The organism is Paenibacillus sp. 1SOY10, assembly GCF_056836745.1.
The window spans coordinates 399,699-421,238 of record NZ_JBXENK010000003.1; the positions used below are offsets into that span (position 1 = coordinate 399,699).

The 21,540-nt window shown below is 50.8% G+C and carries 13 protein-coding genes; 10 read left to right on the forward strand and 3 right to left on the reverse strand.

What is annotated here, in order from left to right:
- The first annotated feature begins 121 nt into the window (after window positions 1-121).
- The 5 genes from ftsE (at window position 122) to AC1VOR_RS12635 (ending at window position 6,076) form a co-directional block, all read left to right on the forward strand.
- Window positions 122-808 carry a cell division ATP-binding protein FtsE gene (ftsE, locus tag AC1VOR_RS12615; protein ID WP_059049953.1) on the forward strand — a complete coding sequence of 229 codons (687 nt, stop codon included), beginning with the start codon at window positions 122-124 and terminating at the stop codon, window positions 806-808.
- Complete coding sequence (gene ftsX, locus AC1VOR_RS12620; protein WP_482618296.1) at window positions 798-1,712, forward strand: permease-like cell division protein FtsX; 915 nt, start codon at window positions 798-800, stop codon at window positions 1,710-1,712. The genes ftsE and ftsX overlap by 11 nt, the downstream gene beginning before the upstream one ends.
- 80 nt (window positions 1,713-1,792) lie before the next feature.
- Window positions 1,793-3,010 (forward strand): murein hydrolase activator EnvC family protein, encoded by a 1,218-nt coding sequence (locus tag AC1VOR_RS12625; RefSeq protein ID WP_482618298.1) that lies wholly within the window; start codon window positions 1,793-1,795, stop codon window positions 3,008-3,010.
- 144 nt (window positions 3,011-3,154) lie between these two features.
- Window positions 3,155-4,606: a S41 family peptidase gene (locus AC1VOR_RS12630; RefSeq protein ID WP_482618300.1), complete on the forward strand. Its 1,452-nt coding sequence runs from the start codon at window positions 3,155-3,157 to the stop codon at window positions 4,604-4,606.
- 117 nt (window positions 4,607-4,723) lie between these two features.
- Window positions 4,724-6,076: a PDZ domain-containing protein gene (locus tag AC1VOR_RS12635; protein WP_482618302.1), complete on the forward strand. Its 1,353-nt coding sequence runs from the start codon at window positions 4,724-4,726 to the stop codon at window positions 6,074-6,076.
- A gap of 78 nt (window positions 6,077-6,154) precedes the next feature.
- On the opposite strand, the gene AC1VOR_RS12640 is transcribed toward AC1VOR_RS12635, so the two are convergent.
- Together AC1VOR_RS12640 and AC1VOR_RS12645 are read right to left on the reverse strand one after the other, a co-directional pair.
- A complete protein-coding gene (locus AC1VOR_RS12640) occupies window positions 6,155-7,045 on the reverse strand; it encodes a flagellar motor protein MotB (protein ID WP_482618304.1) in 891 nt (296 codons plus the stop codon).
- Window positions 7,042-7,872 carry a flagellar motor protein gene (locus tag AC1VOR_RS12645; protein ID WP_482618306.1) on the reverse strand — a complete coding sequence of 277 codons (831 nt, stop codon included), beginning with the start codon at window positions 7,870-7,872 and terminating at the stop codon, window positions 7,042-7,044. Before AC1VOR_RS12645 ends, AC1VOR_RS12640 begins: the two co-directional genes overlap by 4 nt.
- A gap of 267 nt (window positions 7,873-8,139) precedes the next feature.
- Between AC1VOR_RS12645 and uvrB the strand changes: the two genes are divergently transcribed.
- Both uvrB and uvrA read left to right on the forward strand, forming a co-directional pair.
- Window positions 8,140-10,134: an excinuclease ABC subunit UvrB gene (uvrB, locus tag AC1VOR_RS12650; protein WP_482618307.1), complete on the forward strand. Its 1,995-nt coding sequence runs from the start codon at window positions 8,140-8,142 to the stop codon at window positions 10,132-10,134.
- Between the two features lie 31 nt (window positions 10,135-10,165).
- On the forward strand, window positions 10,166-13,045 hold the full coding sequence (gene uvrA, locus AC1VOR_RS12655; protein ID WP_482618329.1) for an excinuclease ABC subunit UvrA: 2,880 nt from the start codon (window positions 10,166-10,168) through the stop codon (window positions 13,043-13,045).
- A 95-nt stretch (window positions 13,046-13,140) separates the two neighbouring features.
- Here uvrA and AC1VOR_RS12660 read toward each other — a convergent pair whose 3' ends face one another.
- Complete coding sequence (locus AC1VOR_RS12660) at window positions 13,141-14,778, reverse strand: nitrite/sulfite reductase (protein WP_482618308.1); 1,638 nt, start codon at window positions 14,776-14,778, stop codon at window positions 13,141-13,143.
- A gap of 319 nt (window positions 14,779-15,097) precedes the next feature.
- Here AC1VOR_RS12660 and AC1VOR_RS12665 point away from each other — a divergent pair, with 319 nt between their 5' ends.
- The 3 genes from AC1VOR_RS12665 (at window position 15,098) to pulA (ending at window position 21,267) form a co-directional block, all read left to right on the forward strand.
- Complete coding sequence (locus AC1VOR_RS12665; RefSeq protein WP_482618309.1) at window positions 15,098-15,307, forward strand: hypothetical protein; 210 nt, start codon at window positions 15,098-15,100, stop codon at window positions 15,305-15,307.
- A gap of 178 nt (window positions 15,308-15,485) precedes the next feature.
- The gene (locus AC1VOR_RS12670) at window positions 15,486-19,025 is read left to right on the forward strand and encodes a DUF6359 domain-containing protein (protein ID WP_482618310.1); all 3,540 of its coding nucleotides are present in this window, start codon (window positions 15,486-15,488) and stop codon (window positions 19,023-19,025) included.
- Window positions 19,026-19,203: 178 nt separating this feature from the next.
- Window positions 19,204-21,267: a type I pullulanase gene (gene pulA, locus AC1VOR_RS12675; protein WP_482618330.1), complete on the forward strand. Its 2,064-nt coding sequence runs from the start codon at window positions 19,204-19,206 to the stop codon at window positions 21,265-21,267.
- The last annotated feature ends 273 nt before the right edge of the window (window positions 21,268-21,540 follow it).

Sequence of the window (21,540 nt, forward strand, 5' to 3'; positions counted from 1 at the left end):
AAGTAACATATTTGTTACAATAAAAATCGGACGGTCATGAAATTGCTCGTCTTTTAAAGGATTTGGCGGGAACGTGTCGAAAGTATGATAGGGTCATTTAAAAGATTTAGGACGTGATGAATTGATAGAAATGCAAGATGTCTGGAAGACATACACGAATGGAACCCACGCCCTCAAAGGCGTTTCAGTCAAAATTGATCGTAATGAATTCGTATATCTGGTCGGGCCCTCAGGTGCAGGGAAATCGACATTTATGAAGCTTATATACCGGGAGGAAGTGCCTACGAAGGGGCAGATTTCCGTTAACGGATTTAATATTGGCAAGCTCAAGCCTCGAAAAATCCCTTATGTGCGTCGAAATATCGGAGTTATATTTCAGGATTTCCGCTTGCTTCCCAAGCTGTCGGCTTATGAGAATGTGGCCTTTGCTCTAGAAGTTATCGAGGCGCCTAAGAAGGTCATCAAGAAACGTGTCATGGAAGTGCTTGATTTAGTTGGTCTGAAGAATAAAGCAAATCGTGATCCATCCCAGCTCTCCGGCGGAGAGCAGCAGCGTGTGGCCATCGCTCGGGCTATTGTCAATAACCCGTCTGTCATTATTGCGGACGAGCCTACCGGCAACCTCGACCCTGAGACATCATGGGGCATTATGCAACTACTGGATGAGATCAATTTCCGGGGAACAACCATCGTAATGGCTACTCATAATAAAGAAATCGTCAATACCATGCGCAAGCGTGTTATCGCAATTGAACATGGCAATATCGTGCGAGACCAGTTGAGAGGGGATTACGGCTATGAGCATTAGTACCCTCTTGCGGCATTTGCGAGAGGGCGCCAAGAGCGTATTTCGCAATGGCTGGATGTCAGTGGCCTCGGTCACTTCCATTATTGTCTCGCTATTCATTTTGGGTGTATTTTCTTTACTGGTTCTTAATGTGAACTCCTTTGCGGATGACGCGGATAGTCAGGTGCAGCTTAAGGCTTATCTGAGCTCTGGCGTATCGCAGGCCATGATCGATCAACTCCACAGCGATATTGCCGCTATGGAGGAAGTGAGTCAAGTGAGGCTCATTCCCAAGGCCGAAGGCCTGAAGGATTTTAGAGAGAAGCTGGGGGATGAAGGTAAGGACCTGCTTGAAGGGTATGACGAAGAGACCAATCCGATACCTGATACGTTTGAGGTTAAGGTTGTAGAGCCGACAACGGCACCCCAGGTAGCAGACAAAATATCGGCTTTAAATGATAAGTACGAAGACATACCTATTTACAAGGTTAATTATGGCCAAGGTACGGTGGAGAAGCTGTTCAAGGTTACTCGGGCAATTCGCAACATTGGTTTTGCCTTTGTGGCAGGACTTGCCTTGATGGCTATGTTTCTGATTTCCAATACAATTCGGGTTACTATTCTGGCCCGTCGCCGCGAGATTGGAATTATGAAGCTGGTAGGAGCAACCAATGCATTTATCCGTGGGCCGTTTTTTATAGAGGGAGCGATGATTGGTTTGATCGGCTCTTTAATTACCGTAGCTGTCCTGTTTGTCGGCTACAATCAGTTGGTTCAGTCGGTGAGCGCAGATATTACTATAGCGATTCAACTGGTTCCCATTAATGAGGTAGGCCTGGAATTGGGCGGTCTGCTGGTGGGGTTGGGATTGTTGATCGGAGTTTGGGGCAGCACCATGTCTATTCGCAAGTTCTTGAAGGTGTAGTTGGAGGAGAAGAAGTCTGTTTTGTTGATTATGACGAGGTTCTAAAGAGGGGCCTCTAAGAGAAGGATGGGGAAACGAAGTTGAGAAAATGGGTATCCGTAATCGCAGCAGTTGCCGTGGCCGCTCTGATCTTTCAGCCTGCGGAAGGTACGGCAAAAACGAAAACCATTAGCCAAATCGACAAAGAACTGAAGCAACTTCAGGAACAAGCCAAGCAAGCGAAGCAGCAGCAGGAAAATGCAGCTAACCAGAAGCAAGAAGCCCAGCATTACGTAAACAAGAACACGAACTATTTGAACGAATTGCTCGTACAGATTGATGCCGTAAGCAACCAATTGAGTCAAATTGCGCTGGATATCGAGAACACAGAGCAGGACCTGCGCGTAACGGCTGAGAAATTGGACGAGACGAAGGCGAGAATCGAGGAACGTTCTCACTTGCTCGATTCCCGCATTCGGTTAATGTATACGGATGGAGCGGTATCTTATCTGGATGTGCTCTTATCCTCCACGAGCTTTACTGATTTCCTGGAGCGCGCCGATTCCTTACAGGCTATTGCCGATCAGGACCATGTATTGCTGGAGGAACATAAGCACGACAAGGAATTGATTGTGCAGCAGCAGCAACAATTGGAGCAGGATTATGCGAAGGTAAAGCAGCTCTATGCGGATGCAGAATCTCACAAGAGTGAACTTGAAACCAAAGAGGTAGAGAAGCAACAGCTTATTGCTAAGTATAGTGAAGAAATTGAGCAATCGGAAGAAATCAGTGAGGAGCAGGAAGCTCTGCTCATCGAGCTGGCAACCAAACGTGCGGCCTTGGAGAAAGAAAAGAACAAGCTTAAGGCTGCTCAGGTATATACCTATAAGAAGAGTTCAAACGGTTCTGGAGGCTTCAAAGGCAACGGCGGATCGATGAGTGTGCCTGTTAGTGGTGCTCGGCTTTCTTCAAATTACGGGACGCGTATCCACCCGATCACTGGCGTGAAGAAGAAGCACACCGGTGTGGATATGGCAGCTCCTCAAGGTACGGATATTCATGCGGCAGAGGGCGGTGTCGTTATCGTCGCCGAATGGTGGAGCGGTTACGGGAATACGGTCATCATCGACCATGGTGATGACGTCTGGACGCTTTACGGCCATATTCGCAATGGTGGGATTAAGGTCGAGAAGGGCCAGCAGGTGAAGAGAGGCGAAAAGATTGCCGAAGTAGGTAGCACCGGTAACTCGACAGGCCCGCATCTTCACTTTGAAGTACGTATTAATGGTAACCCAGTAGACCCTATGCCGTATTTGTAATAAAATAATGCTGTGTTCGAAAAACGGATACCCACCCTGGTCAGGGGTTGGACTATCCGTTTTTCCGGTTGTAAATATTTCTCATTAGCTGGACATATACTATGGGACGTTCAGATTCCATCATCAGAGGCGGTGAATTCATCGATGTTTAAGGGGCGTACAGTGGCCTTGCTTGTGGTCGTGACTATGCTGGTCAGTTGTATACTGACATTGACTTTTACGGGAGAATGGAGCTTCGCTGGATCGGGTCCGCTGCGCAGCGGGATTTTTGCCGATACGGCCAGTTCCGGGGCAAAGGAAGATATTCGGAAGATCGAGACGGCACTGGAGCTTGTACAGAATAATTATGTAGAAGAGGTAGACCGGACAAAGCTGGTTAATGGTGCCATCGACGGAATGATGGATGCATTGGAAGACCCGTTCTCCTCTTATATGGCTCCGGACACGGCGCAACAATTCTCGGAACAGATCGAAGGTTCGTTCACGGGCATCGGTGCTGAGGTGTCATTGGAGAATGGCAATGTGGTTGTGGTTTCTCCTATTAAGGGCTCCCCAGCGGAGAAGGCAGGCATCCAGCCCAAGGACATCCTGCTGGCGGTTAACGGAGAGTCACTGGAAGGGCTCGGCCTCAATGAAGCCGTGGCCAAAATTCGCGGTCCCAAAGGTACTGTGGCGAAGGTGCGGGTCAAACGTAATGGCGCGGCTACTCCGCTGGAGTTTAGCATCAAGCGTGATGATATTGCGCTGGAGACCGTATATGCCAAGATGGAAAGCGGCGGTGTAGGCGTCCTTGAGATTACGGAATTCTCGATGAATACTGTAGAACGGTTCAAGAAAGAGCTGGACACGCTGGAGAAGCAAGGGCTGAAGGGCTTGGTCATCGACGTACGGAATAATCCGGGTGGCGTGCTTGATGTCGTGGAGGCCATGTCAGAAATGTTTGTGCCCAAAGGCAAGGTTATTGTGCAGGTAGAGAACAAGAACAAGCAGCGGCAACAAACCGCTTCCAATGGCGAGGGCAAGAACTACCCGATCGTCGTAGTAACGAACAAGGGGAGTGCCAGTGCATCGGAGATACTGGCCGGTGCGCTCCAGCAATCGGCGGGAGCCAAGTTAGTCGGGGAAGCTACCTATGGTAAGGGAACGGTGCAATCCAGCTACGGTCGTGAAATGGGCGATGGCAGCTTGCTGAAGATCACGGTAGCCAAATGGTTGACGCCAGACGGAGAATGGATTCACCAGAAGGGAATTCAGCCAGACGTCGTGGTATCGCAGCCAGATTACTTTACAGTGGCTCCGATTAATAAAGAGAAGACCTATCAGTATGATATGTTGGGTGAGGATATCAAGAGTGCCCAAACGATGCTGGATGGTCTTGGCTACCAGCCTGGCCGGAAGGATGGTTATTTCGACAGACATACGGAAAGTGCATTGAAGAAATTCCAGGTGGCCCTGAAGCTTGAGCCATCCGGTGTCTTGGATGCGAAGACCGCAGAAGCGCTGGAGAGCAGTCTCATTGAACAAATCCGTGATCCCAAAAATGACGTGCAGTTAAATCGCGCGGTGGAGGAAGTACGGAAGGAGATTGGCTCATAAACGTCGAATTCTTCTTGGAAGGCTGCACTTCGGCCTTCTTTTTTTCTTGATTTGATGATGATGAACCTGTCGTTGCTGTTTAGACCGGGTTTGTTGAGAAGAGGAGCGTGAGAACCGGTGGATCTCATTCTGGAAGGATTATGGAGCCTCGCTATGGCTGCGGCTCAATTGTTCTTACAGCCGTTTTACTATATTGCGATTATCATCACGATGTTGATCTACCGCAGGCAGGTTGTGCTGGAGCGGCGGTTATTCCATGTTCGCTTGCATGGCTGGGGAAGGCAAACCTGGAGAACAGTGCTGGGGGGATTGCTAGCGGGTATAGCCGTTTCACTGGTCTTTGTATTCCTGGGAATGAATTTGACCTGGGAAGGCCTGCTATGTCTCTGGGCGGTTACGCTCCTGTTCATGTTGCTGCGCGTCCGTTACTTATGCCTGGCTTATGCCGTTGGAGCGCTTGGAGTCATTCAATTTATTATTCATTTCTTCCCTGACCTAAGTGGGACAGGGGGGATTTACGAGGTAGTTCGTATTATTCGGGAACTGGACATTCCGGCACTGCTTTGTCTGGTCGGATTGCTGCATATCGCTGAGGGATTGCTAGTGGGGTGGCAGGGGGCTTCTTTTGCCGGTCCGTTATTTTATGAAGGTAAGCGGGGAAGGCTGGTTGGCGGCTATCAGATGCAGAGTTTGTGGCCAGTACCGTTATTTCTCCTGATTCCTGCACAGACGGCCGGCGGGGTTCTGCCGTGGACACCGTTGTTCGGAGGAGAAGCCTGGCAAGGGGGCTTTGGTATAATGGCCCTGCCCATTATGATGGGCTTCTCGGAAATGACTACCGGCTTGTTGCCTAAAGATAAGGCCAGAGTATCCTCAGGCCGTCTGCTCGCCTATGGTGTGCTGGTATTGGCCCTGGCTCTTGGCAGTGTCTGGTGGAGCCCACTTGTATTGGCGGCGTCATTGATTGCCTGGTTGTTGCATGAAGGGTTGGTCTGGTACAGCCGTCATGAAGAACAGCAGCGGAGTCCGCTGTTTGTCCACCCGCCAGGTGGACTCAAGGTCCTTGCGATCCTGCCAGGCAGCCCAGCCGAAGAGCTGGGAATTCAGCCGGGCGAGACCATTGTCAAGGTTAATGGCGTGCCGGTACCTACAAAGGAAGAATTACATGCAGCGCTGCGAATTAACCCTGCATTCTGCAAGCTGGAGGTGCTAAATCTCGCGGGCGAGAGTAAATTCCTCCAGCGCGCTATATACGCAGGCGACCATCATCAACTCGGAGCCATTCTGGCGCCGGATGAGTTCGCGCCAGCGGCGGTGCGGTTGCAGCCGTTGTCGTTATGGCAACTGCTGCGTCCGAAGCGGAGCGCTCGCACAACAGAGGCGGGGCGTGGCCCCACTAGCTTGGGTGCCGAGCCATCTACCGCTTCCGTGACTGTGCCGCCAAGCGATGGTCCGGCGGCTGGGGCCTAGTCAGTCCAAAGACGACAAGACGCCGTTTGGTTACGGCTCCTATCGGAGCGTGTAGCCAAGCGGCGTATTTTTTGTTCTCTATTGTTGTAACTGGCGTAATACGGTGATTTCTACCCGGCGGTTCTTTTGGCGCCCTTGTGAGGTATCATTATCCGCAGCCGGACGAGTGTCGGCGTAGCCGGCGTATTGGAAATCCTGCGGGTCAAGCTGTTCCTTATCAAGGAAGAAGCGCAGCACGGACAGGGCCCGAGCCCCTGACAGTTCCCAATTATCCTTGAATGCAGCGGAATACCTGATCGGCTGATCATCCGTATGTCCCTCAATGCTGATGATGGTGTTCAGTTCCTTAAATAAACTGGCCAAGCGGCTTAATGTTTTTTCTGATCCCACTTTTAGCTCGGCTTTACCGGTATCGAACAGAAATTGATCACTTAAGGTAATGGATATGCCCTTAGGCAGATCAGTAACCTTAATTTGTTCATCTAATTGATTGTCCTCAATATAAGATTCAATGCGTCCCATCAAGGAAGCCAGTTCCTGTTCCTGCTGGCGGAAGGCGAGCTCCCGTTCAGTTAACGGAGCCCCGGCTTCTTCTTGAGCTGATGGAGATTCCCCTTCTTGTCCACCATTAGTGGCCTTACCGCCAGACTCTGGATCTTCTGATGGGGTTGGCGGATTTTTATGATTATAGCGGTCAGCAGTTCCTGTGACCCCGCTGCCCAACTCAAGGATGGAATCCCCACTCTTGAACGTTTGCTGCAAGGAAGCGGTGACGACTTCGTACTTTTCCACGTCTAATCGGCTCATGGCATACATCACCACGAAGAAAATGAGCAACAAGGTAATGAGATCGGCGTACGTGATCATCCAGCGGTCTTTGGTATCCTGACGTTGACCCATTCTTCTGCGCCGTGATCTTTGCGGACCGCTATGTGCAGGCGGTGGAGTGGGCTTGTCCCTCATTCTCATAGTTCATTCTCCCGGGAGCCTGAAGGAAAACGCGGGTTACTCCTAAAGTCAAATTCGGAATCTCGGCCAGACAAAGGGCGGTCTGTATCGACGTTATAGGATTCGAGCTTACGGCGTACAAGCAAGGGATGATCCCCGTTCTGAATTGAGAGGATGCCTTCCAAAATCATTTCCATTTGGTCCAGTTCATCCTCGCTGCACGCCTTGATTTTGGAGGCAATTGGCAGAAAGATCAGATTGGCACTGGCCACACCATACAAGGTGGCGGTGAAGGCGAGCGCAATAGCTGGCCCCAGCGCAGTTGGCTCGGTCAGGCTACCCAGCACGTGAATCAACCCCATCACGGTGCCGATAATTCCCATCGTTGGCGCGTAGCCACCCGCAGATTCAAAGATTTTAGCATATCCCTCATGCTTCTTGGCGACTGCATCAATTTCGAGCTCCAGCATTTGGCGAACCGTACCATGATCGGTTCCGTCAACAATCAGTTGAATTCCTTCACGGAGAAAAGGGTCCTCATGGGTTTCGGCGGTTCTTTCCAGAGCGAGTACGCCCTCGCGGCGAGAAATGGTTGCCATGCCGGTGATATCCTCGACAATGTTATTTGTTAAGTTTGACTTAGTAATAAATGCCAGAGATAGCGCTTTGGGAAGCGTACGCAGTTTGGCCAAAGGGAAGCTGATCAGAACAGCGGCAAAGGTGCCACCGAATACGATGAGCGCAGCGGTAAGTTGAAGCAGACCGCCCACTTGGCCGCCTTCAAGCAGGAAGCCTCCCACCAGTGCGACGAGTCCGATAATAAGGCCTATAATTGTAGTAATATCCATGGGTTGAGAACCACTCCTATTCAGAACTTGCCGTGACTTACCGTTTGCATCTCCAGGACGAAAAAGGTATAATACACGGGAACACGTATTCCTATTTTGTAAAATAAGGAAGCTTACGTTAATTTCGACTTGGTTTATTCATCGGAATCATGACGATGCTAGTTTATATCAGCCGCCAATATTGAGACAGGAGTCTCATTCATTTTTTTATAGAAGAGATCAAACATCTCTAGTATTTCATTTTAGACGATAGGGTGATGTTGGACAATGAGTGAAATCGTGGTTAGCGACAATAAGTTTGAGTTAATCTCCGACTTTATGCCGCAAGGGGACCAGCCAGCAGCGATCTCCCAACTGGTGGAGGGTACACTTGCTGGCAAGAGACATCAGACACTGCTTGGCGCAACTGGAACAGGGAAGACCTTTACGATCGCTCATACCATCGCGAAGCTTGGACGTCCTACCCTGATTATCGCGCATAACAAGACGTTGGCAGCACAACTGGCCAGCGAATTTCGTGAGTTCTTCCCTAATAACTCGGTAGATTATTTTGTCAGCTATTATGACTATTATCAACCGGAGGCTTATATCCCTTCTTCGGATACGTACATTGAGAAGGACTCCAGTATTAATGAAGAGATTGATAAGCTGCGCCACTCCGCCACGACGTCCTTGTTCGAACGGCGGGATGTCATCATTGTGGCGAGCGTATCGTGCATATATGGTCTCGGTTCGCCTATAGAATATCGTGATTTGGTATTGTCACTGCGAGTAGGGATGGAGAAGCCGCGCAATCAAATTTTGAGTCACCTGGTAGATATTCAGTACCAGCGCAACGATCTTAACTTTGTACGCGGCACATTTCGGGTTCGTGGAGACGTGGTAGAGATTTTCCCAGCTTCTCGGGGAGAGCATGCCATTCGTGTAGAATTTTTTGGCGATGAAATTGAACGAATTACCGAAATTGACGTGCTCACTGGCGAACTGATCGGTGAGCGAGAGCACGCCGCTATTTTCCCAGCCTCTCACTTTGTCACCCAGGAGGAAACGATGCGCGTTGCCATAGGCAACATTGAGCGTGAGCTGGAGGAGCGGCTGGAATTGTTGCGGGAGCAAGGAAAGCTGCTGGAGGCCCAACGGCTCGAGCAGCGCACACGCTACGATATCGAAATGATGAAGGAGGTCGGGTTCTGTTCCGGGATCGAGAACTACTCCGGTCCACTGACCTTTCGTGAGCGGGGAGCTACCCCGTATACGTTGATGGATTATTTTCCGGACGACATGCTTGTAGTCATCGACGAGTCTCATGTCACGCTTCCCCAGATCCGTGCAATGTATAATGGTGACCAGGCTCGTAAGAACGTGCTGGTGGATCATGGCTTCCGCCTTCCATCGGCTCTGGACAATCGTCCGCTTCGCTTTGAGGAATTTGAAGAGAAGGCCACACAATTAATTTATGTTTCTGCAACGCCAGGCCCCTATGAGCTAGAGCATTGTCCGACGACCGTGCAGCAGATCATTCGTCCAACGGGGCTGCTTGATCCCATTATTGAGGTCCGTCCAACGAAGGGACAGATTGATGACTTAATCGGTGAGATACGCGACCGTATTGCCAAGGATGAGCGGGTGCTGGTAACGACGCTGACCAAGAAAATGTCGGAGGACCTGACGGATTACTTTAAAGAAGTGGGTATTAAAGTAAGGTATCTCCATTCTGATATCAAGACACTGGAGCGGATGAGTATCCTGCGCGATTTGCGGCTGGGGACCTTCCATGTCCTCGTTGGTATTAATTTGCTGCGCGAGGGGCTGGATTTGCCGGAGGTTTCTCTCGTAGCCATTCTGGATGCCGATAAAGAAGGGTTCTTACGTTCCGAACGTTCGCTGATTCAAACGATTGGCCGGGCAGCCCGGAATTCGGACGGTCGCGTACTTATGTATGGAGACAACATCACGGAGTCTATGGACCGTGCTATGAAGGAAACCGAACGCAGACGTACCATTCAGATTGCATATAACGAGAAGCATGGAATTACGCCGCAGACGATCCGTAAGAGAATCCGGGATGTCATCGAGGCGACCAAGGTGGCAGAGAGCCAAAGCGATTACTTGACCGATGTAGCCAAGAGCAAGATGTCCAAGCGCGATCGCGAGTCGCTGATCAAGCGGCTGGAGACCGAGATGAAGGAGGCGGCGAAGAATTTGCAATTCGAACGCGCTGCCGAACTGCGTGATGCCATTCTGGAGCTTAAGGCGGAGTAAACTGTAGATTTCTTCAAGGGAGATGGAAATGGTGGCTAGTGAAAATATCGTAATCAAAGGCGCTCGGGCGCACAATCTCAAAAATATAAATCTTACCATTCCGCGGGATAAGTTTGTTGTACTTACAGGATTAAGCGGCTCGGGGAAATCTTCGCTGGCCTTTGATACCATTTATGCTGAAGGACAACGTCGTTATGTGGAGTCCTTATCAGCCTATGCGCGGCAGTTCCTGGGGCAGATGGAGAAGCCTGATGTGGATTCCATTGAAGGGCTGTCGCCGGCTATTTCCATTGACCAGAAGACGACCAGCCGTAACCCTCGTTCCACGGTAGGGACCGTGACTGAAATCTATGATTATCTTCGGCTATTGTTCGCCAGGGTGGGCCATCCCCATTGCCCGGAGCATGGGATTGAAATTACATCCCAGACCATCGAGCAGATGGTGGACCGGATTATGCAATATCCGGAGCGCACCCGTTTGCAGATCTTAGCCCCGGTAATCTCGGGCAAGAAGGGCGAGCACAAAACTTTGTTTAGCGAAATTGCCAAGCAAGGTTTTGTTCGGGTACGCGTGGATGGAGAGCAACGGGACTTATCCGAAAATATTGAGCTGGAGAAGAATAAGAAGCACTCCATCGAGGTTATTGTAGACCGGATCGTGGTGAAAGAGGATGCACGCACTCGGCTGGCTGATTCTATCGAAACGGCGTTGAAAATGTCAGGTGGTCAGATTTTGGTCGATATTATCGGTCAGGAGGAACTGCGTTTTAGTTCCAATTACGCCTGCCCGATTTGCGGCTTTAGCATCGATGAACTGTCACCACGAATGTTCTCCTTCAACAGTCCCTTTGGGGCTTGCCCTGAATGTGACGGGCTTGGAGTCAAAATGATTATCGATCCCGAATTGCTCGTCCCGGACAAATCCAAAACGATTGAAGATGGAGCTTTTGAAGCTTGGGCCGGTAGCACCTCCAACTATTATCCGCAATTTTTGAAATCGGTTTGCGAGCATTATGATATCCGGCAAGATGTTCCAGTCTCCGAGCTAAGCAAAGAGCATATGGACAAGTTACTCTATGGAACCGGGGAAACCAAGATTCGCTTCCGCTATCATAATGACTTCGGAATGACGAAGGATGCTTACGTTACTTTTGAGGGGATCGTTCATAATCTGGAACGGCGTTATCGGGAGACGGCTTCCGAGGGAATTCGTGAATTCATCGAACAATTTATGGGCAGCAAGCCTTGTGGAAGTTGCAAAGGCCATCGCCTGAAGAAAGAAGTTCTTGCGGTGACTGTAAATGGTCAGAATATGGCGTATGCTACGTCATTGTCTATTGGCGAAGCTATGAAATTTTTTGGTAGTCTGGAGCTCTCTGAGAAAGAGAAAGCTATTGCCAACCTGATTCTCAAGGAAATTAGCAGCCGCTTGGGCTTTTTGGTGAACGTAGGGCTGGAATACTTGACGCTTAGCCGGGCTGCGGGTACTTTGTCCGGGGGGGAGGCGCAGCGTATTCGGCTAGCAACCCAGATTGGTTCCAGTCTGATGGGTGTGCTATACATCCTGGACGAACCTAGTATTGGTCTGCATCAACGGGATAATGACCGTCTGATCACTACACTGACGCATATGCGGGATTTGGGCAACACGCTGATCGTGGTTGAACATGATGAGGACACCATGATGGCGGCCGATTACATTATCGATATTGGGCCGGGAGCAGGTATTCATGGTGGCGAAGTTATAGCTCAAGGCACCCCAGAGCAGATTATGGATGATGCTCGTTCCTTAACGGGCCAGTATCTGAGTGGCAAGAAGTTTATTCCGGTACCGCTTGCGCGTCGCAAGCCTAATGGCCGTTGGTTGGAAGTGAAGGGGGCCAGTGAGAATAACCTGAAGAACCTGAACGTCAAGTTTCCTATAGGTGTCTTTACGGCGGTGACCGGAGTCTCGGGCTCGGGTAAGTCCACACTGGTTAATGAGATTCTATACAAGACACTGGCTCGTGATTTGAATCGCGCTAGAGTCCGTCCTGGACAATACAAGGAGATCAAGGGACTTGAGCATGTCGATAAGGTCGTGGATATTGACCAATCTCCGATTGGCCGCACGCCGCGCTCTAATCCGGCAACGTATACCGGGGTATTTGACGATATTCGTGATTTGTTCTCGCAGACTAACGAGGCCAAGGTGCGCGGCTACAAGAAGGGTCGCTTCAGCTTTAACATCAAGGGTGGACGTTGTGAGGCTTGCCGGGGAGACGGCATCATCAAGATTGAAATGCACTTCCTGCCGGACGTATACGTGCCTTGTGAGGTATGTAAGGGGAAGCGGTACAACCGGGAGACGCTGGAGGTTAAATATAAGAACAAGAGTATTGCCGATGTGCTGGAGATGACGATTGAGGATGCTACAGAGTTCTTCCAGAACATTCCGAAGATTCATCGTAAGCTGCAAACCCTGCTGGATGTTGGCCTGGGGTATGCCAAGCTTGGTCAGCCAGCAACGACGTTGTCTGGTGGTGAGGCTCAGCGGGTGAAGCTGGCATCCGAGTTGCATCGCCGGAGTACTGGCAAGACCATCTACATTCTGGATGAGCCGACAACAGGGCTGCATGTGGATGATATCGACCGCTTGCTGAAAGTGTTGCACCGCCTTGTAGATTCGGGAGAAACGGTACTGGTGATTGAGCATAATCTTGATGTCATCAAAACGGCGGACTATCTGATTGATTTGGGACCGGAAGGTGGAAGCGGGGGCGGTACGGTCATTGCGACCGGATCGCCGGAGAACATTGTGCAAGTGGAAGCTTCCTATACCGGACGTTACCTGGCCCCAGTGCTTGAACGTGATACTAGGCGCACGGCTGAAATGGATGAAGATGATATACAGGACCGTGAAGTAGGATAGAGTTATAAATAATAGACCGTGCATTTGATCTCTAGGAGATGAATGCACGGTCTATTATGCATGTTGCTGATGTTTTGCTGCTTTGCGTAAATGCCTTAGGAAGCGATGCTGCTCTCCAGAATGCGGCTGAGTTGTTCCTGGAATGCCGGGATGCCTACCCGTTGTACAAATTCATGGAAAGACTCAGCATCCGTTCGCTGATCCTTGTAGAATTGGAGCAATTGTGCCAATACCGAGGCAACTTGATCCCCCTTAACTCTTCCTTTCAAGACTTGATTGAAGCGGGCTTGCACACCCTGATCTCCACCGCCCAGAGTTCCGCCCACGGCGATGTCGAAGGCATCAACCATCCCTTCAGGTGTTTTGATCAGCGAGCCTTGCAGACCGATGTCGGCGATATGCTTATGTCCGCAGGAATTGGGGCAGCCCACGAAATGGATGCGGATCTTATCCGTCAGAGTCACATGCTGATCGAGATGCTCCGCAACCTCTACGGCTCGGCGTTTCGTCTCAACGATAGCCAGATTACAAAACTCATTTCCTGTGCAGGACACGGTTCGGCTCATAAAATGCTTCGGGTACGGAGTTAACCGCTCCAGGACAGGAGCCGCCAGAGCTTCATCCAGCTTCTCGTCAGGAATTCCACTGAGCAAAATATTTTGCGACATCGTGGTCCGAATTTTGCCGTCGCCGTATTGCTCGGCTACCTGAGCGAGTTGAATAAGCTCATCTGCATTCAAGCGGCCGACCGGAACACCGAGACCGATGTAATTTAGTCCCTGTTGTTTCTGCGGATGAACCCCGTCAAAATACGCGGCTTGCCAGCCGGCAGTCTTGTCTTCTCCTCGTGAGGGAAGATTGCCGACCTGCTCCAGCAGCTTCTCCTTAAACTTGTCGGGCCCCCAGTCGGCCATCAGGAACTTCAAACGAGCGTGATGGCGCTTCTCCCGATATCCATAGTCGCGGAAGATCGTCGTTACCCCGATCGCTACCTTGAGCACGTCTTCGGGTCTAACGAAGACATCCAGCGGTTTGGCCAAGTGTGGCTTTGCCGATAGGCCGCCGCCAACCATAATATGAAAGCCGATAATTTCCTTGCCGTCGATCACTTTGACCGCAGGTGTAAACGATAGATCGTTAATCTCAGCTTGAGCGTTGTTATAAATATTGGATGAGATCGACATTTTGTATTTACGGGGTAAATTGGAGAAATCCCGATTTAATAAGAAGAAGCGATTAACCTCTTCGACGATCTCGGTGGTATCTAATAACTCATCCTTATCGATGCCAGCGAGGGGGTTGCCGACGATGGTACGTGGGCAATCTCCGCAGGCTTCGAAGGAATAGAGGCCGACCTGTTCAAGCCGCTGGAAGATATCAGGCAGATGCTCTACACGCAGCCAATGGAATTGAATCGCCTGGCGGGTAGTCACATCAACAAGCTCTCGTCCGTATAACCGGGCAATCTCGGCGAGTGCATAGGCTTGCGCTGTATCCATAATTCCACCATTAATACGGACCCGCATCATGAAATGGCCATCTTTGGGCTTTTGCTGGTAAACGCCAGCCCACTTGAAGCGATCCATATCTTCCGGTGTGATAGAGTCATATCCTGACGTGGCATATTCTTCAATAATAGTGCGTATGACATCCAGTCCGTCTTTTTCCAATTTTACAAATTCAAATTTGTTCAGCTTCTCGGGTGCGGTGGTCCAGATTGGCTCATAGGCCATATGCATACCCCTCCTTCATAACTACCGTAGTACATTTAATTCCGATTAAATAACTATGATATATTATCGTAATCGTATCATAGATGCCTGGTAGGGTAAATAAAGAAAGCGGGTACAATTGTATAAAACTTCCTTATATAACCTTAAAGAATAAATGATATTTTATTATGTCAAGAACTTTTTTATCGATGAAAACGTTATTTACAGATGATTTTGTTAATAAATTTGACGTTTTTTTGTCTTTTTGCTTGCGTCCATCGAAAAGGCAAGATAACATAGAGGGAGAACATCATTTTCTGGATTTAGAGGGGGGTTCGGGATGTTGCTTGCAACGGCCGGAGCATCGGCAGCAACGTTCAACGGGTTCGATATTTTTATGATTCTATTCACAATCATTATTTTTATCGGTGTAGTTCGCTTGCTCATGGAACGCCCGAAGAAGAACCTGTTTGCCATTGGCTTTGGCATCATCAGCTTGCTGGTCTTTCTGGCTTCTGACGCCGTTATGATTAAATCCTGGTTTGGATAACACGGGCGAGTATTCATGATATAGGAACGGATCAAACACACCTTGCATCGTTACAGATGGCAAGGTGTGTTTTTTTGTGAGAAATTACAATATTTTAACATTCAGGTAATCATCAGCAATTTAACCCCTTATATGATGGAGGAGTAGTCCAATCATACAGGATAGGGAGGAATGGTTGATGATGAACGCTTGGCGCAAGAAGTGGCTTGGCCTTATGCTGGCAGGGGTCTTGGCAATGACCGGTATGCCGGGATGGGGGACATCTGCAAGGGCTGAAGCTGCACCAGAGGTACAAGCGGTAGTCCACACGCAACAATCCCGAGATTTGACAGAGCAAGGAACAGAGGAATTGCTGCAAGACCTTCTCCAACCAGAGGAAGAAACTTTATCCGTAAATCCTTGGTCAACCCTAGGTACAGGCCTGGAAGCTACAGAGGAGACTGGTGACGAAGAGATCGGGAGCTATGCAGATGCAGCCGGGATCAGCGTTGCGGATGCCATTGCCAAGGGCAATAACGGCGAAGTAGTAGAGGTTGCTGGCATTGTGGTAGGACATGCTACTGGTTCGTTATCTGCCAACTTTACGGCTCCCTTTGGCAATGACTTCAATCTCCTGATTGCCGATACGGCAGGGGAGCAGGATAAGGCCAAACTTGTCAACGTGCAAGTCCCATCCGCGTTGCGTTCGGAGTTCGGACTGCAAAGCAATCCAGATTGGATCGGACAACAAATTTACGTCTCGGGCACACTGGCTGCCTACAATAATTTTCCGGGGCTGAAGAGCGTTACACAAATTGCCGCGGCTACTACGGAACCGGGAAATCCTGGTGAAGGGGAAGAACCTGGAGAAGACCCGGATGAGGAAGAACCCGGTGAAACCTCACCTTTACCGGACGGAACGGGAAAAAGTGTGTTGTTTGATAATGCTCATGCCCAAACCGCAGGTGCGGCAGACTGGATCATCGACGGTGCTTTTTCCGACTTTGCCCAAGGACTTCGGGAAGTTGGGTTTACGGTAGATTCGCTGGAACGCCCGGTACCGTATACGTTTGGCGAAGTGCCTATTACTTATGAAGGCTTGCAGCCTTATGATGTATTTATTATTCCAGAGGCGAATATTCCCTTTAAAACGGCGGAGCAAGATGCGCTGGTACAATATGTAGAGGATGGCGGGGCTGTCTTCTTTATCTCCGACCATTATAATGCGGATCGCAACAAGAATCGCTGGGATTCCTCTGAAGCCTTCAACGGGTATCGCCGTGGAGCTTATGAAAATCCGGCCAAGGGTATGTCTTCAGCGGAAGCCAATTCTCCGGCTATGCAAGGAGTCGCTAGCTCAGATTGGCTGGCTGACCATTTCGGCGTAAGATTTCGCTTTAATGCGCTAGGAGATGTAGATGCCAATGATGTTGTAAGTGCATCCCAGAGCTTCGGCATTACAGCAGGAGTAGACGCTGTGGCGATGCACGCGGGTTCTACGCTGGCTATTATAGACCCGGAGAAGGCCAAAGGCCTGGTGTATGTTCCTACCGGTGTGCCGGCATGGGGCAATGCGGTAGATGAAGGCGTCTATAACAACGGGGGACGGGCTGAGGGCCCGTATGCAGCCATTGGTAAGTTAGGGCTTGGCAAGGCTGCCTTTATTGGTGATTCTTCACCGGTGGAAGACGCAACCCCTAAATATGTCCGTGAAGAAAATGGGCAAAGCAAGAAAACTTATGACGGCTTCAAAGAAGCGGATGATGCCTTGTTCCTGGTACAAACCGTCAAGTGGCTGGCCCATGATGAGAACTATACTTCGTTCAGCGACGTGCCGGGATTAGAACTGGATACGCCAACTGTCCTGGATGCTGACGAGGCACCCGCACTGACGACGGAGCCTAAGCCAGAACCATGGGCCCAGCCGGCTCCCGGGTACAAGTGGTATGACCCGACTACCTTCAAGCCAGGGTCTTACGGTTCTGTACAGGCTCCGGAGACGGAACCCATTCTGGCCTTTGTACATCAAGCGACTCTCCCCACCCAGCAGGAATTCCAAATCCGCTTAACAGCTAACGGATTAACACCAGGCCAGACTGTCTCGGGCTTGCGTGCTGGTATTTATTTGCCTGGCGGGGAGCAGATTGCCAGATTCAAGAATGATGCGGGTACATGGTCCGATTATAACTACAGTCCAGAGTTTTCGCTTACTGGGAATGCACAAGGTTATGCCTCCAAGGATTTGACGGTTCAGCTTAAGTCAGGTGTAACGGCCTCCGGGGCCAATCTGCGGTTGAAGCAAGGCAGTGCCAATGCCATTACGAACCCGGTGACTCTGGGCAATGTGGCGGCCGAACCGTTGCCAGGCGACCATCCTCCTGTGCCTGAGTTATCGACCATCTTTGTTGCTCGTGAAGCGGCCGAGGGAACGGTGGTCACGGTAGAAGGGATAATTACTTCACAGCCCGGTCTATTCGGAGGACAAGGGTTTTATCTACAAGATGAAACAGCCGGCATTTATGTGTTTCAATCCGAAGCAGGTTATCAGGCGGGCGATTTGATTCGCATCAGCGCGGTTCGTACCTTGTACAATGGAGAGGTAGAACTGGAGAACCCGGTGCATATTGAGAAGCTGGGAACCGGGACGATTCCGCTGCCTCAGATTCAGGATACTGTGAATGATGCGAACCAGGGACAGCTCATTACTTTAACAAATGTGGAAATAGAGGATGTAGTTACGGCTGCTCCGGCTGGGTCGTTTGAATTCAATGCGCTATCTGAGGATGGACAGGCTAACCGTATTCGGTTTGACGGACGAACGGGCGTAAGCATGGACGAATTTAACACATTATTTCCGGTGGGCACCCGAGTGGATATTAGCGGTATTGCCTCGGTATTTCGCGGCACCTATCAATTAAAACCGCTGACGCTGGATCAGGTGGTGCCAAGCTCTTCCGAAGCCGACCTGACCGCTCCGGTTACGGTGGCTGATGTAGCAGGACAGACTGGAGAAGATCGTTACAATTTGGACATCGTCACCATCCGGTTCCATGCCGAGGATGAGGGCGGCAGCGGCGTAGAGCGTATTGAATACCGCTTGAATGGCGGAGAATGGATCAGCTTTGAGTCGGCGCTTGTCATTGACGAGGATGGACGGTATGAGATTGAGTATCGGGCTTGGGATCAAGCAGGCAATGAGGAAGTGGCCAAGTTATTATATATCAACGTAGACCGGACTGCGCCACAGATCAACTTTACTGGAGACAGCCAGGTGTTACAGATTGAATCAGCCTTGCCGATTACAGCCCTGCTGGAGGATCAAGGCAGCGGAATTCATACGTCCTCTTATCAGCTTAACGGCCAGAGCATTGCCTCAATTACGGAGGTAGTCCCCCTCTCTCTGGCGCCCGGAAGCTACAAGCTGACCGTTCAGGCAACCGATGTCGCAGGACATACAGCTTCTGAGGAATTTACCTTTGAGATTACCATCGATATCGACCATTTGGATGAGGTGGTTGATTTAGGGGATGAGGCAGGTTATATCTGGGCCGGAGATGCTGTAAAGGTACTCCAGAAGCAGATTACTTCCTTGCAGAAAGCCAAGCTGCCGATTGAGCAGGAGCTACGGTTAAAGACACTCAAACTGTCGATCGAGGTACAGAGCGGAGTTACAATAGAAGAAGGTTTTGCCGAGCTAATGCTGGACGATTTGGCTTATATCCGCAAGCAAGCAGCCTGAGAACAGCAAGCAGGGCTACCTAAAGAGTGCCCACGTCTGATTTTATCGGAACCCCAGTATAGGAGAAGCGCAAACGTGTAAGGGCTATGCGAGCCCCCGCCGTTGCGCTTTTTTATTTGTAACCGCTTGAAGGAAAGCTGCCATATGATAAAGCAGTAAGCAGAGAGGGGGAATCAGGCTGGCGGTACAAAAGAACTGCACCGGGTCAATAGATTACGGTGATCCTGTAGTTACTGATGGAATTTCCGTATTTGATGCTCCGGCATTTGATAGTCATTATTTCTATGAAGGCAACGACTTGGGGGCTGTATACACTCCGGAGCAGACGCGTTTTCGCTTATGGGCGCCTACCGCCTCTGAGGCAAGAGTGGCCCTCTATATTCCCGGAAAAGGTGAGTCAGCCAGCGAAGTGGAGATGCAGCGGGATATTGGGGGGACATGGACGCTGACCATCCCTGGCGATTGTCACAACTGGCTTTACACCTACCGGGTGCGGATAGGAGCGCAATGGAATGAGGCCGTAGATCCTTACGCCAAAGCGGTCTCAGTGAACGGGGAGAAGGCGGCCATCATCGATCTCAAGGAGACAAACCCGCCAGGATGGGAGAGGGATCTGGATGCGTGCCTAAGCCTGCTGTCCCCTGTGGATGCAGTCATCTATGAGCTACATGTTCGTGATGTATCCGTGCATCCGGAGAGTGGGGTTAGATATAAGGGGAAATTCCTGGGCCTTAGCGAAAAAGGAACCCGTTCCCCGCAAGGGATAGTGACGGCGTTGGATCATATCGTGAGCCTGGGTGTGACGCATGTCCAGCTATTGCCTGTTTTTGACTATGCAAAGGAAAGTGTAGATGAAACCGCTACGGATAATGAATCCCGCTACAATTGGGGGTATGATCCGCATCATTATAATGCGCCGGAGGGTTCTTATGCGACAGATCCTTATATTCCGGCAGTCAGAATTGCGGAGCTCAAACGCTGTATCCAGGAGCTTCATGCCCGAGACTTACGGGTCGTGATGGATGTCGTCTACAATCATGTGTATGATGGTTACCTTATTCATTTCAGCAAGCTGGTGCCGGGATATTATTTGCGTTATCGGCCAGATGGTACTTTATCTAACGGTTCAGCCTGCGGGAATGAATGTGCTACGCAGCGGCCCATGATGAGCAAGTATATTGTCGACTCGGTACTCTATTGGGCGAAGGAATATCATATTGACGGCTTTCGCTTTGATCTGATGGGATTGATGGATATCAATACGATGCGAGAAATTCGTCGCCGTCTGGATGAGCTTAACCCTTCGCTGCTGATGATTGGGGAGGGCTGGCAGATGGATACGGTGTTGCCGCAGGAACTCCAGGCTAATCAAAGCAATGCTGCCAAGCTACCCGGAATCGGCATGTTCAATGACGGGTTGCGTGATGCCATTAAGGGCCCGGTGTTCCACGCGCCGGACCAAGGTTTTGTCAGCGGCGCAGAGGGTTTCGAGGAAGGCATCAAGCGTGGTGTGGTCGGAGGCATCTCCTATGGCGGGACGATCCAGCAGTTTGCGCTGTCCCCGGTGCAATCCGTCAACTTTGCGGAATGTCACGATAATCACACCTTATGGGATAAGCTGGCCTTGTCCGTGCCCGAAGCTACGGAAGAAGAGCGGCGGGACATGCACCGGTTGGCATCGGCTATCGTCTTGACGAGTCAGGGCATCCCGTTCCTTCACGCCGGGCAGGAGTTTATGCGCACGAAGGACGGGGTAGAGAACAGCTACCAGTCCCCGGTGGAGATCAACTGGCTGGATTGGCAGCGATGTGCGGAGCGGCAGGACGACGTGTCCTATATGCGCAGCCTGATTGCTTTGCGCCGGTCGCATCCTGCGTTCCGTTTACGCACGGCGGAAGAGATCCGCGCTCGGCTGCGCTTCGAGGCGGCGCCGGCTCGCGCAGTAGCGTTCACGCTGCGCGACCATGCAGGTGGCGACCCCGACCGCCACCTGTACGTGCTCTACAACGCCCGCCCTGCTGCGTTGTTGCTGGAGTTGCCCGCCCTCGGACCCTGGGAGGTCCGATTTGGCGGCGAGCATGTGCTCGCGCTCACGGCAGGCGCGAGCGTCCCGGCAGCAGGGGAGCCGCAGCCGCTCCCCTTGCCGGGTGCGGCCGCCACCGACGGGGCGGCCGAAGCCCCTGTGCCGCCGCGCCTTGAGGTGCATGGCATCGGGATGGTGGTGCTAGCCGTGGCGCGCTGAGCCGAGCTAACCAGCTCTACCCCCGACTAGTCAACTGAGCCACTTGAACTCATCCAACCCAACTATGCAACTGTCCAACTACCTAGCGCACTAATCCACCGCCACTTGTGCTTAACTAGCATCAACGGTAGAGTGTCTCCCAAGTGGCGATAGCTCATAATAACTAACGAGATCAGGTGGGAGAAGCCACTACCCCCAGAAACTGAAGGATTCTTAGCATACTAGTGGGAAATCCTCCCGCTAATTTGCACAAATCGGCTGATTTTCGAGATT